12 protein-coding genes are annotated in these 16,249 nt (G+C 73.9%); all 12 read right to left on the minus strand.

Going from position 1 to position 16,249, the window contains the following annotated elements:
- Positions 1–903 (minus strand): GHMP family kinase ATP-binding protein, encoded by a 903-nt coding sequence (locus tag ACVV2G_RS16875; protein WP_453843503.1) that lies wholly within the window; start codon positions 901–903, stop codon positions 1–3.
- Complete coding sequence (locus ACVV2G_RS16880) at positions 900–2,387, minus strand: lyase family protein (RefSeq protein ID WP_453843504.1); 1,488 nt, start codon at positions 2,385–2,387, stop codon at positions 900–902. Before ACVV2G_RS16880 ends, ACVV2G_RS16875 begins: the two co-directional genes overlap by 4 nt.
- A complete protein-coding gene (locus ACVV2G_RS16885) occupies positions 2,378–4,009 on the minus strand; it encodes a condensation domain-containing protein (protein ID WP_453843505.1) in 1,632 nt (543 codons plus the stop codon). The genes ACVV2G_RS16880 and ACVV2G_RS16885 overlap by 10 nt, the downstream gene beginning before the upstream one ends.
- Positions 4,006–7,224 carry a non-ribosomal peptide synthetase gene (locus ACVV2G_RS16890; RefSeq protein WP_453843506.1) on the minus strand — a complete coding sequence of 1,073 codons (3,219 nt, stop codon included), beginning with the start codon at positions 7,222–7,224 and terminating at the stop codon, positions 4,006–4,008. Before ACVV2G_RS16890 ends, ACVV2G_RS16885 begins: the two co-directional genes overlap by 4 nt.
- Positions 7,225–7,274: 50 nt before the next feature.
- Positions 7,275–8,423 carry a glycine amidinotransferase gene (locus ACVV2G_RS16895; RefSeq protein ID WP_453843507.1) on the minus strand — a complete coding sequence of 383 codons (1,149 nt, stop codon included), beginning with the start codon at positions 8,421–8,423 and terminating at the stop codon, positions 7,275–7,277.
- Positions 8,424–8,481: 58 nt separating this feature from the next.
- Positions 8,482–9,786, minus strand: coding sequence for an aminotransferase-like domain-containing protein (locus ACVV2G_RS16900; protein WP_453843508.1), 1,305 nt, complete (start codon positions 9,784–9,786; stop codon positions 8,482–8,484).
- Complete coding sequence (gene dpgC, locus ACVV2G_RS16905) at positions 9,783–11,144, minus strand: (3,5-dihydroxyphenyl)acetyl-CoA 1,2-dioxygenase DpgC (RefSeq protein WP_453843509.1); 1,362 nt, start codon at positions 11,142–11,144, stop codon at positions 9,783–9,785. The genes ACVV2G_RS16900 and dpgC overlap by 4 nt, the downstream gene beginning before the upstream one ends.
- Entirely contained in the window at positions 11,141–11,857 is a 717-nt protein-coding gene (gene dpgB / locus ACVV2G_RS16910; RefSeq protein WP_453843510.1) for an enoyl-CoA-hydratase DpgB, read from the minus strand. Before dpgB ends, dpgC begins: the two co-directional genes overlap by 4 nt.
- 20 nt (positions 11,858–11,877) lie before the next feature.
- Positions 11,878–12,999 (minus strand): 3,5-dihydroxyphenylacetyl-CoA synthase DpgA, encoded by a 1,122-nt coding sequence (dpgA, locus tag ACVV2G_RS16915; RefSeq protein ID WP_453843511.1) that lies wholly within the window; start codon positions 12,997–12,999, stop codon positions 11,878–11,880.
- Positions 13,000–13,031: 32 nt separating this feature from the next.
- The gene (locus ACVV2G_RS16920; RefSeq protein WP_453843512.1) at positions 13,032–13,931 is read right to left on the minus strand and encodes a TauD/TfdA dioxygenase family protein; all 900 of its coding nucleotides are present in this window, start codon (positions 13,929–13,931) and stop codon (positions 13,032–13,034) included.
- Between the two features lie 67 nt (positions 13,932–13,998).
- On the minus strand, positions 13,999–14,910 hold the full coding sequence (locus ACVV2G_RS16925) for a sulfotransferase domain-containing protein (protein WP_453843513.1): 912 nt from the start codon (positions 14,908–14,910) through the stop codon (positions 13,999–14,001).
- 90 nt (positions 14,911–15,000) lie between these two features.
- The gene (locus tag ACVV2G_RS16930) at positions 15,001–16,218 is read right to left on the minus strand and encodes a cytochrome P450 (RefSeq protein WP_453843529.1); all 1,218 of its coding nucleotides are present in this window, start codon (positions 16,216–16,218) and stop codon (positions 15,001–15,003) included.
- Positions 16,219–16,249: the final 31 nt, after the last annotated feature.

Consider the following 16,249-nt stretch of genomic DNA (forward strand, 5'->3'; position numbering starts at 1 on the left):
CTACGGGTCCGCGGCGGCCGAGCGGTAGACGGAGAGGGTCCCGGGAAGCTCCGAGCAGGCGGCGCGCGCCGCCCGGAGCCTTTCAAGGTACCCGTCGGCGGTGGTGTCCAGCAGGAGTCCGAGCATGGTGCCGCTGTGCGTGCACACGACTCCGGGGGCGCCGATGCGTTCGGCGATGCCCACCATGGCGTGCAGGTTGCGTTTGGGCAGCCGACGCTGGTTGAGGAGCGCGCTGCGGGTGGTGACCGCACCGACGGCGCTCAGGTCGGCGCGGCGGACGGCGCGGGCGAGGTCGTCGACGAGTCGTGCGTACTCGTGCCGCTGTGCGGGCGGCACGGGGCGGGGGCGCCGGTTGTGGGCGACGGTGTCGAGGTGTCCGCCCTCGTCGACGGCGACCAGGGTGGCGGGCGGCAGCACACCGAGGCGGGCGCGGAGCCGGACGGCACGGTGTTCGAAGACGACGACGCCGGGATGCATGACTCCGTCGGTGGGTTCGACGGGGCGCAGCCAGTCCTCGACGGCGCCCGGTGAGGTGTCCAGTCCGAGTACGGTGCCGACGCCGCGGGCCGTCGCCACGAGGTCGGCGGACGAACTGGCGAGGCCCTTGCCGACGAGCAGGTCGCTGTCCAGCAGGAGGGTCCCCCCGCCGCCGCCGTGGGCGTCGAGCATGGCCCGCGCCAGGGTGAGCGACTTGGTCTTGTGCGCGGGGTAGACGTGCAGCGGGCCGTGCGGGTCGAAGCGGAACCGGGCGCGGCTGCCGAGGCTGATCGGGAGGGTGACGAGGAAGGCCGTGCCGTCGGGCAGGACGCCCTGGAGGAGTTCACCGAAGGTGCCGCAGGCGGCGCCGGTGCCCTCGGCGATGTCCACGGCGACCCGGCGGGCGGCCGCCGGCAGCCCCGTCATCCGTGGTCCCGCGCGGTCACGGGAGTGTCGAGGCGGCGGGCCGCGGCCGTCCTGCGTGCGGTCCTGCCCGACCACTCGGCGTCGAGCCGGTCGAGTTCGCGCGACTCGTCGGCGAGGAGCCGTGCGACCTGGTCGGGGTGGGCGGAGCCGGCCGAGCGCTTGGCGCGCAGCCCGGCGTCGACGTCGAAGGACTCGGCGAGCAGCTCGGCGGCCGGTTCGACCTCGTGACCGGACTCGGCGGCACAGGCCCGCAGCAGGCCGGCGTCGGGGCGGTCGGCGCGCAGCCCCTGCTCGACGGCGCGCTTGACGTAGCGCCCGGCGACGATCTGGGCGGTGCGCCAGGGGATGCCGCAGTCCAGGGTGAGGCGGTTGGCGAGGGTGAAGCCGCCGAGGTGGTCCTCGTCGCAGGCGGCGCGCATCCGGTCGGTGCGGTAGGTGGTGCCGGTGACGACGGCGTGGGTCAGCCGCAGCAGGGAGCGCATGGCCCGGGTCTGGGTGTGCAGGTGGGCCCCGGTCTCCTTGGACACCTCGACGGTGTTGCTGTAGGGGGTGTTGCGCTGTCCGGCGACGAGGTCGGCGGCCCGGCCGACGACGTGGGCGCAGCGCCCGCGGATGCGTTCGAGTACGGGGAAGTTGCGCTTCTGCGGCATGGCCGCGGAGATGCCGGCGAGGTCGTCGGGCAGGTCGAGGAATCCGAAGCCGCTGCCGCCCCAGGTCATGAGGTCGGTGGTGAAGCGGCTCAGCACGGCGGCGTAGCCGGCGAGGTCCGAGGCCATGCCGGTGGTCCAGGTGCGGGAGGCGACGCCGACCAGCGCGTGCGGCTGGACGCGGGCGAAGCCGAGGTGGGCGGCGAGGCGGGCGCGGTCCCAGGGCAGTTCCTGCCCGGCCATGGCGCCGGACCCGAGCGGGCAGGCGTCCGTCTCGTCGTAGGTGTGCAGCATGCGGCGCAGCGCGGCGTTGGTCTCGGCGGCGAGGGCGGCGAGGTGGTAGCCGGGGGTGATGATCTGTGCGGCCTGGCCGTGGGTGCAGCCGGGCACGGGGGTGTCGGTGTGGCGGGCGGCGAGGGCGGTGACGGCCCGGCCGAGGTCCAGGAGGTCCGCCGCGACGGCGGTGAAGTCGGTGCGCGCGGCCATGAGCTGGGCGCACGCCTGGGCGTCGTTGCGGCTGCGGTCGACGTGCCAGGCGGCGAAGGGCGGGTTGGGGCCGGACTGCACGTGGTGTTCCAGTGCGAAGGAGATGTCGGACATGTTCCGCCGCGGGTCGGCGCGTACCGCGTCGGCGTCGAGCGAGCCGAGGCGGGCGTCGAGGGCCGCGGCGCCCGTCGGGTCGGCCAGCCCCATCCTCACGTACTCGCGCAGGAGGGCCCGTTCGACGGCGACGTAGTGGGGCAGCAGCTGTTCGGCTTCGTAAGCGAACTGAGGGGCGAGCACCTCCTCGTGCCACACGTCGCTCGGTGTGCCGTCGATCCGGCCGGTCACCGCCATGCCGTCCTCCCGTCGGGGGTGCGTTCAAGGGCGGTGGCCAGTCCGGCCACCGTCGGGTCTGCGAAGAAGGTCCGCAGCGTGGGGCCGCCCCCCGGTGCCGGGGCGAGGCGGGCGAGCAGGCGCAGGGCCTGGAGCGAGTGGCCGCCCGCGGTGAAGAAGTCCTCGTGGACGTCGACGGCGTCGGTGCCCAGCAGCGTCCGCCAGACGGCCGCCACGCGTTCCTCGGTCGCGTCGCGCGGGGCGGTCCGGGCGGGCGGTGGGCCGTCGGCCGGGCGGGGGGTGTGCCGGGTGGCGGTGCCGGGGGACAGCGCGGAGAGGCGCGTGCCGGGGGCGTCGAGGAGAGCGGCGAGCAGCCGGAGGTAGTCGGCGAGGAGGGTGTCGGCGGTGGAGCGGTCGAAGAGGGCCGTGTCGTAGACGAGGCGGACGCCGGTGCCGGCGACGTCGAGGAGGAGGTCCTCCTCGCAGGAGGAGACGGGCGGGCCGAGACCGCCGGCCGGGGTGTGGTTGAAGGCGAGCTGGTAGAGGGGCGGTACGCCGGGCAGGCGTGGCGCCGCGAGGAGTTCGACGAGGCTCTGGAAGGGGATGTCGAACCTTTCCCCGGCACGGACGGCGGCGGTGGTCCGGCGGACGAGTTCGGTGCCGTCCGGGTCGCCGGAGAGGTCGGCCCGCAGGACGCGCATGTTGACGAAGGTGCCGACCATGGCGCGGGTCGCGGGGTCGTCGCGGCCGGCGACGGGCAGGCCGACGGCGAGGTCGTCGGCGCCGGAGTGGTGGTGGAGCAGGGCGGTCCAGGCGGCGAGGAACAGCATGACGGGGCGCGTGCCGTGATGCCGGGCGGCGTCGGTCAGGGCCGCGGTGACGCCGACCGGCAGGGCGGTGCGCACCTCGGCCCCGCGGAACGTGCGGGCGGGCGGGCGCGGCCGGTCGAGCGGGACGGTGTGCACGGGGGGCAGTCCGTGCAGCCGGGCCCGCCAGTGGGCGGCGGCCGCGTCGAGGCCTCCGGAGCGGGCCCGCTCCCGTTCGCGGCGTGCGTACGCGCCGTAGCCCAGGGGCAGCCGGGGCAGGCGGGGCTCGCGGCCTTCCTCGGCGGCGGCGCAGAGTTCGGTGAGTTCGGCGTGGACGTGGAACCCGGAGGCGGTGTCGTACACCGTGTGGTGGGCCGCGAGGACCACCGACCAGGCCCCCTCCCCCAGGTTCAGGACGGCCGCGCGCCACTGGGGTGCCCGGTGCGGGTCGAACGGGGTGCGGGCCAGCCGGGCGTGCAGGGAGCGCCGTTCCTCGGCCTGTGCGGTGTGGTCGTGCGCGCTCAGGTCGACCAGTTCGATCCGCGGCTCGGGGTGCGGGTGCACCTCCTGGCACAGCCGTCCGTCCACGGTGCGCAGGACGGTGCGCAGGGGTTCGTGGCGGTCCATGAGGACGTGCAGGGCGTGCACGAGGTCGTTCCCGGTCACGGCCGCGTGCAGGGGGAACTCGTCGACCACGCAGTAGGTGGGCGGGTCGTGGGCCAGCCGGGAGGCCAGCCAGGCGCGTTCCTGGGCGTACGTCGCCGGCGCGGTGACCGGTCCGGCCGCGGCGTCGGGTGCGGGCCGGCCGTCACGGACGGCGGGTCCTGGACGCGTCACGACGGTCCGCCGTCGCCGAGGGGCAGGACGTGGCCGGACAGCCGTACCGGGTCGCCGAGGACGACGGCGATCTCCCGGGCGCCCTCGTACGGTTCGCGGGCGTGCGCGGTGCGGATGTTGTCGACGAGGAGGACGTCGCCCTCCTGCCAGGGCTCTCCGACGGTGAACCGGTCGTAGACGGCGTTGATCTCCTCGACCGTGGCGGCGGCGACGGGGGTTCCGTCGCCGGCGGCGGTGTCGAAGGGCAGCCCGCCGGGTCCGTAGACGTCGGTGAGGTACTCCCGGATCGCGGGTTCGAGGGTGAGGCCGTTCAGGAAGGCGATCTGGTTGAACCAGCCGGGGACCCCGGTGCGCGGGTGGGGCACGACCGCGGTGCGGCGCTGGCGGGTGAGCAGGCGGCCGTCGGCGAGCCAGGTGGGTTCGACGGCGGCTGCGGCGCAGTACGCGTCGACCGACGCGCGGTCGGTGCTGCCGAACGCCTCGGGCCAGGAGAGCCCGACGTCGTGGTAGGCGCGGCGCAGCAGCCAGCCGTGCTCGGCGAAGCGGGCGGTGAGGTCGGGCGGGAGCGCGGCGAGTACCTGCTGGGAGTCGGCGACGGTGGTGCGGCCACCGCTGTCGGGCGCGGTGAGGCAGGCGAAGAGCAGGGTGCCGGGGACGGTGGCGGCGTGGCTCAGCTCGTGGTGCATGCACATGGGGTCCTCGGCGGGCCAGTGGCTGCCGGAGTACACGCCGGGTGCGAGCGCGGTGCGGGGCGCGAAGCCCTCCCGTTCCGTGAGCGGTTCGACGCCGAGCGCGGTCGCGACGCGCGCGACGTCGGCGGGGGTGCGGGCGCCCACGCCGCGGAGCATGACGGCGCCGGAGGCGGCGAGGGCGGCCAGTGCCGCGGTGCGGTGCGCGGTGGCGCGGGCGACGGGGCCGGGGCCTGCGGTGCGGGCGTCGAGGACCCGCAGCGGGGCCGGGCCCTCGGCGGGCCGGGCCGGGGTCGTCGCCGGGGCGGGGCCGGTCGGGGCGGTCGCCGGGGCGGGTGCGGACGTGCCGTCGAGCAGGGCGGCGACGTCGGCGACCGTGGGGGTGTCGCGGAGTTCGGCGACGGTCACCCTGCGGTCGAGTTCGACGGCCAGGCGGATCGCGGTGAGGGAGGTGCCGCCGAGGTCGGTGAAGCGGCTGTCGCGTCCGATGCGGTCCTCCGGCACGTGCAGCAGGCGGGACCAGACGGCCGCGACGCGGCGTTCGGTGGCGGTGGCCGGCTGCCGCGTGCCGGCACCGTCGCTCTTCCGGGCGTGCGCGGTGTCGCGGGCGCGGGCGGTGAGGGCCTTCTTGTCGATCTTCCCGTTGCCGGACAGGGGGAGTTCGCGGACGCGGTGGAGCCGGTGCGGCACCATGTAGGGGGGCAGGGCGGTGCCCAGGGCGCGTGCGGTCTCCTCGCCGTCGGGGGCGTCTTCGCCCGTGTAGTAGGCGACGAGCTGGGGGGCGTCGTCGGTGCCGGCGACGACGACGGCGCCGTCGCGGACGCCGGGGACCTGGAGCAGCCGGTCCTCGATCTCCCCGATCTCGATGCGGAAGCCGCTGACCTTCACCTGGGCGTCGCGCCGGCCCAGGTACTCCAGTTCGCCGGAGGGGAGCCGGCGGCCGAAGTCGCCGGAGCGGTAGAGGCGTTCGGCGGGTCGCAGGGGGTCGGGGCGGTAGACGGCGGCGGTGCGGTCGGGGTCGTTGACGTAGCCGCGGCCGACGCACACGCCGGCGATGACGATCTCGCCCGGGGCGCCGTCGGGGACGAGGTGGAGCTGTTCGTCCATGACGTAGACGCGGCAGTTGCGGATGGTGTCGCCGAGCGGTACCGAGCGGTGGTCCGGCACCGTGCGCATGACGCCGTGGTGGGAGTCGTCGCTCACCTCGGTGAGGCCGTAGCAGTTGACGAGGGGGACGCCGGGGAACCGCTCGAACCAGCGGCGGACCAGCTCCTTCTTGAGCGCCTCGCCGGTCACGGCCATGACGCGCAGGTGCGGCAGGGCGACGCGGCCCCGGGCGGCCTCGGCGAGGACGAGTTCGAGGTAGGTGGGGACGAGTTGGAGGACCTGGACGCGGTGCCGGTTGACGAGGTCCACGAACCGGGCCACGTCGAGTACGGCCTCCTGCTCGACCAGCAGGACGCGGCCTCCGACGAGGAACGGGGAGACCAGCTGCCACAGGGAGATGTCGAAGCACTGCGGGGCGGTCTGCCCGACGGTGTCGCCCTCCTGGACGCCGAGGTCCTCGATCTTGGCGTACAGGTGGTTGAGGAAGCCGTCGTGCTCGCACAGGGCGCCCTTGGGCTCACCGGTGGACCCCGAGGTGAAGTACACGTACGCCAGCTGGTCCCCGGACACGGCGACTTCCGGGTCCCGGGTCGGTCCGTCCCCGCGGGCGAGGTCCCCGACGGTCATCCGGCGGATCGTGTCGCGGCCGCTCAGGGCCTCGTCCAGCGACGGCACGTCGGGGTCGGCGAGCACCCAGCGGCACTCGCTGCGGGTGAGCGTCCTCGCGAGGCGCGAGGCGGGGAACTCCGGTTCCAGGGGCAGGTAGCAGCCGCCCGCCTTGAACACGGCGAGCACCGCGGCCGGCCAGAGCGGGTGGCGTTCGGTCACGACGGCCACGACGTCCTCCGGGGCCAGCCCCTCACCGAGCAGCGCCCCGGCGATCCGGTTGGCCGCGTCGTTGAGTTCGCGGTAGGTGCGGGTGGTGCTCCCGTGCACGACGGCCACGGCGTCGGGGTGGAGCCGGACGCGTTCCTCGAAGAGTTCGTGGAAGCGGCGGCCGGGCAGCGGTCGCAGCGGCCCGGCTCCGCGTGCGACGACGGCCTCGGTCTCCTCCGGCGTCAGGAGCCCGTGCCGGGTGTGCGGCAGGTCCGGGTCCTCCGCCATCAGCCGGAGCGCGCGCAGCTCGTACCCTCCGAGGCGTTCGGCGGTCATGCCGGCCGTGTCCGACGCGTTCGCCCAGGCCTTCGCCGCCTCGCTCCGTCCGTCGTCGGTGCCCACGTGGCGCACCAGGTCGCGCCAGGAGGCGTCGGGGCCCGAGAAGGCCCTGCCCAGGAGCACCGAGGCGACCTTCAGCCGTGCGGCGAGCCGCACCGAGGCCGCGTCCGCCGCGTACGCGTGGGCGAGGGCCGCGGCGGCGTCCTCCGGCCGGGCGGGGGCCGGCTGCCGCCCGGCGGCCGGGTCGGGTGCTGTTTCCTGCATCGGGACGCTCCTGCTGGTCGGTGAGTCGGCGTGCGGACGGGGCGGGACGCTCAGGCCAGGTAGTCCTCGGCGCCGCCGGTGCGCACCGTGTCGAGGGTGAAGCAGTGGAAGCCGCCGCCGAACAGGCGCCGGTGGCGGTGCCGGACGGGTACGACGGTGAAGCCGTGCTTCTCGAGCGTGGCCACGAGGGTCTTGCAGGCGTCGTTGACCAGGACGGTGTCCTCGTCGACGGAGAGCACGTTCAGGTCGATGTAGGGGCTGGCGGGGATCGGGTCGTCGTTCTCGTACTGCGGGTAGTCGTCGACGCCGGGCGGCGGCGGGACGACGACGTCCCACCCGCGCAGGGCCTCGGGCAGGTAGTCCACGACGCCCGGGTCGCGCAGCAGCAGGGTGCCGGGGCGCAGCGGGACCACGACGGAGTCGATGTGGCTCTGGGTCAGCCGGTCCATGCGGTGCACGCGGAACCGTCCGTCGAGGTGGCGCCGGAGCCAGTCGAGGGCGAGGGCGTGGTTGGCGTTGGAGACGTTGACGATCAGGTCGCGGCCCAGCCGGAGGCAGTTGGCCCCGTCGATCATCGGTTCGATGCCCACGTCGTACGGCGACGCCCGAGGATCGAGGGGGACTTCGATGTTCGGGGCGGCGTGGGCGACGTTGGCGGGGTCGAAGGAGTGGTCGGTCATCATCGGGCGCGGCATCGTCGTCCAGCGGGCGCCGGTGCGGAAGTACTCCAGGAAGACCGGTTTGAGGAACTGGGTCTCGAAGTAGCGGTCGTGCAGCATGGGCGGGGTCTCGATGATCTCGTCGCCCATGATCAGGGTGTTGTCGCGGAGGTTGAGCGGCGGTGTGACGGCGGCCTCGAAGGCGGGGGTGGCGACCCGGGTCGTCCCGGGTGCGGGCGGCAGGGGCCGGTGCACCGTGACGCCGAGCGCGGTGAGCTGTGCGGCGACGCCCTCGACGTCCTCGACGAGTTCGCCGAGGAAGCGCTCCTTCTGCGCGAGGCGGTGGGGGGTGTTGCGGTCGCGGCGTTCCTCGCCGTCGCGCCAGGTCGAGAGGGAGGGGTAGTAGCCGCGGGCTCCGGAGAGGTTGTCGCTGATGAACATGTCGAACGACATGTCGCGCACCCGGTCGAGGTAGCCGTCCGCCGAGCCGAGGACGACCTCCTTCAGCGGGGTGAAGTCGTCGTAACTGTTCAGGCGCATCGGCGAGGGCCTTTCGTGGGGCGTGGGAGGGTGACGGCCCGTGTCCGGTGACCGCTCGTCATCCCGCGGCCTCCTTCGTGAGGAAGGCCGCGAGGCGCCGCACGCCGGTCTCGATCCGGTCGGGTTCCAGGTAGCTGCACGACAGCCGGATCTGCCGGTCGCCGCGGTCGGTGAGGGAGAACTGCCGCATCGGTGTCCACAGGACGCCGTACCGGGCCGCCGAGACCTCCAGGAGGGCGAGGTCGGCGGGGACGGGCAGGTCGACGCGGGCGAAGAAGCCGCCGGCCGGGCGGTGCCAGGAGACTCCCGCCGGCACGCCGTCGGTCAGGTGCCGTTCCAGGGCGTCGGTCAGGTGGGCGAGGTTGGACCGGTACCGTTCGGCCTTGCGCCGGGCCAGGGCCCGCAGGGAGCCTCCGTGTTGCAGCAGGAGGCCGCCGACGACGGCCTGGGACAGCGGTGAGGTGTTGACGGTGACCATCGTCTTGAGGTCGGCGAGTTCCCGGGCGAGCGACCGTTCGCCGCCCGCTCGGCCGACCCGCTGGTCGGCGACGGCGTAGCCGACGCGGGCCCCGGGGAACCCGACCTTGGCGAAGGTGCCCAGGTGGACGACGCGGCGCCGGGTGTCGAGGGCCTTGAGGCCGGGGAGGGCGTCGTCCTCGGGGGCGGTGAAGGCGTAGGCGTTGTCCTCGACGAGCAGCAGGTTCTCGCGGTGCGCCAGGTCGAGCAGGGCGTGCCGGGCGTCGAGGGGCATGCGGGCGCCGCCGGGGTTGGAGAAGTCGGGGGCGACGTAGCAGGCGCGGACGCGGTGCCCTGCCGCCCGGGCCCGCCGGCAGCGGGCGGCGAGGTGGTCCACGTCGAGGCCGGCGGCGCCCTCGCGGACGTCGGTGACGGGGATGCCGAGGAGTCGTGCGGCGCCGACGATGCCGGGGAAGCACGGGTCGGCGACGGCGAGCACGTCGGAGGAGGCGTCCCGGTACAGGGCCCGCAGGGTGAGGAGCATGGCCTCCTGGGCGCCCACGGTGATCACGACGTCCTCGGGTGCGGCGTGGATGCCCTGGTCGGTGCGGAGAGCCTCGGTCACGAGGTCGTTGATGAGGCCCTGGGCGGGTCCGTACTCGTAGAGCACGCGTTCGGCGCGGGACGGATCGAGGCCTCGGCCGGTGCGCAGGTGGGCGAGGAAGCGGTCGGTCAGGGCGCGCAGGTCCAGGCCCTGGACGAAATCGGGGTGCGGGGCGCCGGGTGCGAAGGAGATGGCGTCGGGGTGGCGGTCCATGACCTCGTTGAGGAAGCCGATGGCGCCGAGCACCGGGTCCCGGAGGGAGCCGTGCAGGTCCGCCGCGTGCAGGTCGGGGGCGCCGGTCATGTCCGGCGCCCCCGTGCGGCGCGCCGCCGCTCGCGCTCCTGCCAGCGGCGTTCGACCTTGTCGAGGACGTCCGGGGCGTAGGCGCGGTCCGCCTGGGCGACGGCGAACTCGGCGAGGTACGTGCGGAAGTGGTCGAGGGGTTCCTCGGCGAGGGCGAGCATGCGCCGGTTGGCGGCGACGGCGGGGGCGCAGAGGACCGCCACGGCGCGTTCGACCGCCTCGTCCATACGGTCGGCGGGGACGACCTCGTCGTAGACCGTGGCGGCTTCGGGGTCGGTGGTGGCGATCCTGCGACCGCCGAGCACCACCTGCCGGGCCAGGCGGGCTCCCGTCTGCCGGGTGAGGCGGAGGTTGCCCGCGCCGGGCACGATGCCCTCCTCCGCGGCGGGCAGGCTGACGTAGGCGCCCTCCTCGGCGACGACGTGGTCGAGGGTCAGCAGGAGTTGCATGCCGCCGCCGATGGCGAAGGTGTCGACGGCCCCGATCCACGGTTTGGTGACGCAGCGCTCGCTCCCCGCGCCGGGGGCCGGGTCGGTCAGCAGGCCGTGGAGCAGCTTGCCGACGTAGCCGAGTTCGCGGGCGAGGAGGAAGCCGACCAGCGGGATCCGGCCGTCGCGCAGGTCGGTGAGGTCGATGCCGGCGCTGAAGACGCGCCGCCCCCGGTGGGCGGGGTGGTCGGTGGTGCCGCCGCGCAGGACGCCGACGCGGACCGTGTCGTCGAGCAGGACGAGGTCGACGGCGGTGTCGAGGTCGGCGACGAGTCGGGCGTTCTCGGCGTTGAGCCGGCGCGGGTTGCGGAACTCGACGTGGGCTGCGGCGCCGCGGCGTTCGACGTGGACGGTGTCCAGTCCGACGCGGCCCTCGGCGCGGAAGCCGTCCAGGAGTTCCAGGGCGCGCGGGGTGGGTCCGAGCATCGTCTCCACGAGGTGCCGGCCGGCGGCGGGCGAGCGCAGCACGGCGCCGCAGAACCGGCCCTGGTCGATCTCCCGGCCTTCCTTCTCCGCCTGGACGACGCGGAGTTCGTCGGCCATCTGCTCGCGGGTCGGCACCAGGCCCGGCACCTGGTCGGCGGCGGCCTCCACGAGGTCCGGCAGGCGCGGTCGGCGGGTCAGCCCGTCGGTGAGCAGGCCGTACACGGTCTCGGTGTGCCGGGCGAGGAAGTCCCGTCGGACGCCGCGGACTTCGGCGTGCGCGGTCGCGGCGCGGGCCCGCTCGTCCGGGGACCTGTGCGGGACCGCAGGCAGCGCCGCGAGGATGCGTTCGGCCGCCGCGGCGTGTTCGGCGAGGTGCTGTGCGTCGTCGTCGAAGGCGCCGGACAGGGGGGCGGGGGTGGCGGGGGCGTCGCGTCGGGTGGTCACTGCGCCGCCTCCGGGTGCTCCGGGTCGCTGCCGGCCAGGCGGCGCAACTCGCGGTCGCAGGCCGCCAGGTGGACTCCGAGCGCGTCCTCGTACTCGGCGGAGGCGGCCTCTTCCAGGAGCCGCCGGCGGATGCGGGTCTCCCGGTCGGAGAGCCGGCCGCGCAGGACGGCCGCGGTGTGGACGGCCTCGGTGAGGTCCTCGCTGATCTGGTCGACGATGCCGAGTGCGGTGGCGTCGTGGAGTTCGATGGCGGAGTCCCAGAGCACGATGCGGCGGGCGCGCGCCAGTCCGATGTGCTGCACGAGCCGGTACAGGGCCATCCCGGGCCAGAAGTGCCCCTCGTTGACGGGCAGCATCAGGCGCAGGTCGGGTCCCGCGATCCGGTAGTCCGCGGCCAGCAGCAGGTCGAGGACCGGGCCGCCGCAGGTGCCCTCGACGACGGCGATGTTGACGTGGTCGAGCCGTTCCAGGCGGCGCACGGCCCGCTCCCAGCGCTTGACCTCCTGGAGGGAGACGCGGCCGGGCCACTCGCGCGGCTGCAGGGGCGTGGGGGTGAACCGCAGGACCACGACCGTCCGTTCGCGCCGTTCGCCGGCCTGTTCGCAGACGGCGTCCAGGGCCGCGGTCAGTTCGGGCAGCGGACTGCCGCCGTCCAGCCGGACCAGGAGGCCCAGGTCCCCGGGCAGTCCCGTCCGGTCGGGTCCGGTCTTCATGGTCGTACCAGTTCCTTTCCTCACCAGCGCACCAGGGCCGTCTCGATGGTCGAGCCCGGCCCCATCGTCATCAGGACTCCGAGGTCGCCCGGGACGGCGGCCTTCTCGTCGCGCAGCCGCTCGTAGGAGAACAGGAACGATCCGCTGGAGAGGTTGCCGTGGTCGCGCAGCACCCCGGTGGTGTGCCGTACGTCGTGCCGGGACAGTTCGAGGTTCACCCGGATCGCGTCGATGACCTTCTTGCCGCCGGAGTGCACCACCCAGTGGGCGATGTCCCCGGTGTGCAGGCCGGTGCCGTCCAGGAGGCGGGAGACCGCGGTCTCGGCGTGGGCGCCGACGACGTAGGGCACGTCGGCGTCGAGGTGGAAGCTGAACTTGCCGTGCGCGTCGTCCCAGTCGTAGCGCATCGCGGAGACGGCCTCGGGGATGATGTGGCTGGCGAACCTCAGCAGTTCGGGGCCGGGCGGCGGCGCCTCGTCGCCGGGGTGCTCCCGGGTGCGGACGGCGACGGCCGCCGCGCCGTCCCCGAACAGGCTGTTGACCACCGAGGAGCGCATGGTGCCGTCGAAGACGTAGGCGGCGGAGCAGGCCTCGACGCAGACCATCAGGGCGAGTTCCCCGGGGTGGCCGCCGGCCCAGCCGGCGACGGCGTTGAGCGCGTTGAGCCCGGCGTTGCAGCCCATGCCGACGACGTCCAGGCGCTGGCAGGACGGGTGGATGCCGAGGTCCCTGATGAGCAGCGCGGACAGGCCGGGCGTGAGCAGTCCGGTGGAGGTGACGCAGCACAGGTAGCGGACGTCGGCGAGGTCCGCGCCGGCGTCCGCGAGGCAGCGTTCGACCGCCTCCCGGCCCATCCGCAGCCCGGTCCCGGTGTGCTTGCGCAGCAGGTCGCCCTGGGACTCCTCGACGGGGCTCCCGTCGGGGCCGATCGGGGGCAGGGTGAGGTTGCGGCGTTCGATACTGCCGCCGAGGAAGACGGAGCGGATGCGGCGGTCGGTGATGCCGAAGGTGTCGAGGACCTCCCGCTGGGTGTACGACAGGGGCGGTACGGCGGTACCGACACCGACGAGTCCCGGTGCGCCGGCGGCTGCTCGCTCGGGCGGCCCGGGTGCCCGGTCGGCCGGTTGCTGGGTTCCGCGCACGTCTTCCTCCGTGGGGTGCGGGGCCGGCCGGCTCAGTAGCCGACCTTGGCGTTGATGCGGCGCGGGTAGTACCGCTCGTCACCGTTGCGCCGGTACTCGGGCCGGCGCGGGGTGCTGCTCGAGGGCAGGTCGCCGTTGACCGTGACGCGCTGGCCGCGGCGGTGCTCCTGGTAGTCGTTGATGGCGATGTGCTGGGTGACGCGGTTGTCCCAGAGGGCCACGGTGTGCGGGTTCCAGCGGTACCGGAGGGTGAAGGCCGGCTGCTCCGAGTGCTCGAACAGGTGCTGCAGGACGGTGTCGCTCTCCTGCCGGGTGAGCTGCGGGATGTGCGAGGTCCACATCCGGGTGACGTAGAGCGACTTGCGCCCGGTCACCGGGTGGACGCGTACGACGGGGTGCTCGGCGGACATCTCCACGACCGGCGGGATCTTCAGGACGTGGACCGCGGTGAGCCCTTCGAGCATCTCCCGGAACGGTTCGGAGAGCGTCTCGTACGCCCGGTACTGGTTGCTCCACATGGTGTCGCCGCCCGCGGAGGGGGTGTCGATCAGGTGCAGGATCGACGCGATCGGCGGGCTGGGGCTGAAGCTGACGTCGATGTGCCACTCGTCGGCCTTGCCGCCCTTGTCGGGTTCGATCACCGTGATCTCGGGGTGGCCCTCCAGCTTGGGCAGAAAGGGGTGGACCTCCACCTCGCCGAAGCGCCGGCCGAACGCCACGTGCCCCTCGGGGGTCAGCCTCTGCTGGTCCGGGAAGAACAGCACGAGGTGTTCGAGCATCAGCTCGTGGATCCGGCCGAACTGCGCGTCGGTGAGGTCGTCGAGGTCGATGCCGCGGACCTCCGCCCCGAGGGCGCCGGAGACGCGCCGGATGTCGAGGTCGTCGGCGGGCACGGGGGCGGTGGCGGGCTGCGGTGGCGGGGACGGGGTCACTGCGGGGTCTCCTTCGAGTCGTGGCGTGGGCGGCGGTGCTGGGCGCCGGCGGGGAGCCGCGCGGGGGTCACGGGCGGGCACCCGCCGTCCCGCCGTGCAGCCAGTCCAGGAACGGCTTCGGGGCGAGCGCGCCGACGCGCTCGTAGTAGGCGTCGAGGTCGGCGTCGGTCAGGACGCCACGGGCGCCCCCGGAGCGTCCGGAGCGGAAGAACTCCGCGGGGTCGGTGAGGATCTCCTTGTCCGGCGCCAGGTCGGCGGCGCGGCCCTTCATCTCGTCGAAGGTCGCCGCCCGCACCAGCTCCGGCCAGACGTCCGCGTCCACGGTGATGCCCAGCCACTCGGCCAGCGCCGACATCTGGCCCTCCAGGTCGGCGCAGAGGTCCTCGTAGTGCAGCAGCCGGATGTTCGGCTCCTCGCGCCGGTTCCAGGCGTCGAGCGGGTGGTGGAGTTCGGCGGCGGCCACGTCCTGTTCCCAGCCGTCGGACTCGCCGGCGCGGCACCAGTTCAGCAGGTACTCGCGGGCCCGGCCGGAGTACTGCGCGGAGTCGTTGTCGCCGTTGAAGGCGCGCAGCCATTCGGCGCGGACGTTGGCGGCCTGGTGGTGCATGGACAGGGCCCGGTCGAGGGGATGCCGGCTGACGACGAGGTAGCTGACGCGCGGGTCGAGCGGCAGTCCGTCCAGTGGGACATGGGTCTTGATGACGCGCCGGTGCTCCTGCGCGGCGAGCTGCGCGTACATCTGGTCCTGCGGCGTGAAGAGCTGGTCCAGCCACGGCGACAGGGCCGACAGCGGCTTGGGCAGCTCGGGGGTCCGGAAGACGAGCAGTACGCAGATCATCTGCACCCAGGTCGTGCCGGCCTTCGCCGGGCTGCTGACGACGATGTCGCCCTCGCGCAGCGGGAAGTCGTCCCAGCGGGCGCTGTCCTGCTGCGGCGACTTGTACCGGCGCGGTGCTCGGGTCGGTTGCTGATCACCCATGGCGACGTTCCTCACTGGGGCTCGGAGGGGCGGCGGATTCGGTCACAATCTGCCGTGGCGGGGGCCGAACGGCATCCACGTTCGCCACAGTTACGCGTCCCAGGTCACGGGGAGGCTCTTCACGCCGTGGACGTCCGCGATCTCCGCCTCGGGGCGCAGGGCGATCTCCTCGGCGGGTACGGCGAGGCGCAGCGTGGGGAAGCGGTTGACGAGGGCCGGCAACGCCACCCGCATCTGGACGCGGGCCAGTTGCTGGCCCAGGCACTGGTGGATGCCGTGTCCGAAGGCGAGGTGCGCGCCCTCCTGCCGGTGCAGGTCGAGCAGGTGGGGGTCGGTGAAGCGCTCGGGGTCGCGGTTGGCCGTGTTGTAGGACAGGATCAGCGAGGTGCCGGCCCTGACGGTGTGCCCGCCGACTTCCACGTCCCGCAGTGCCGTGCGCATGAAGGTCTTGCCGACGCTCAGGTAGCGCAGCAGTTCCTCCACGGCCCGGTCGGCGAGCGCGGGGTCGGCGCGCAGCGCGGCGAGCTGTGCGGGGTGGCGCAGCAGCGCGAAGGTGCCGAGCCCGATCATGTGCATGGTGGTGTCGAGTCCGGCCGCGAGCAGGAAGAGGGACATCCCGACCAGTTCCTCGTCCGTGAGGTCGCTGTCGGTGAGTTCGCTGAGCACGTCGTCGGTGGGGTGGGCGCGTTTGGCGGCCACCAGTGCGGCGAGGTGGGTGCGGGTCGCGTGGTAGGCCGCCATCAGGTCGTCGCGGTCGGACTCCAGGTCCCGGAAGGCGTCGACCTGTTCCTGGAAGGAGGGGCGTTCCTCGTGCGGGACGCCCAGCAGTTCGCAGATGGTGACGGCGGGGATGGGTTTGGCGTACGCGGTCACCAGGTCGGTGGGCCCTCCGGCCCGTTCCATGGCGTCGAGGTGTTCGGCGGTGATCTCCTCGACGCGTTCGGTGAGCAGCCGCATGCGCCGCACGGTGAACTTGCCCATCAGCGGTTTGCGGTAGCGGCCGTGGCGCGGTTCGTCCATGAAGAGGAACTCGCCCGGGGGTGCCGGTTCCGGTTCGACGTCCCCGTGGTCGACGGTCGGGTGGCGCAGGAACTCCCACCGGGAGCTGAACCGGGGGTCGGCCAGCACGGATCTGACGAGGTCGTATCCGGTGACCAGCCAGCCGTCCACGCCGCCGGGGAAGACGTAGCGGCTGATGGGGCCGTGGCGGCGGGCTTCGAGCAGTTCGGCCGGCGGGTCGAACGGCCGGTCGGGCCGGCGCCGCGTCGGCATGGTGGTGACGGTGTACAGGGGGTCGCCCACGGCCATCCTCGTCTCGCAGGGGCTGGTGTCCACCGGG

The sequence above is a fragment of the Streptomyces sp. JK94 genome, from assembly GCF_053613315.1.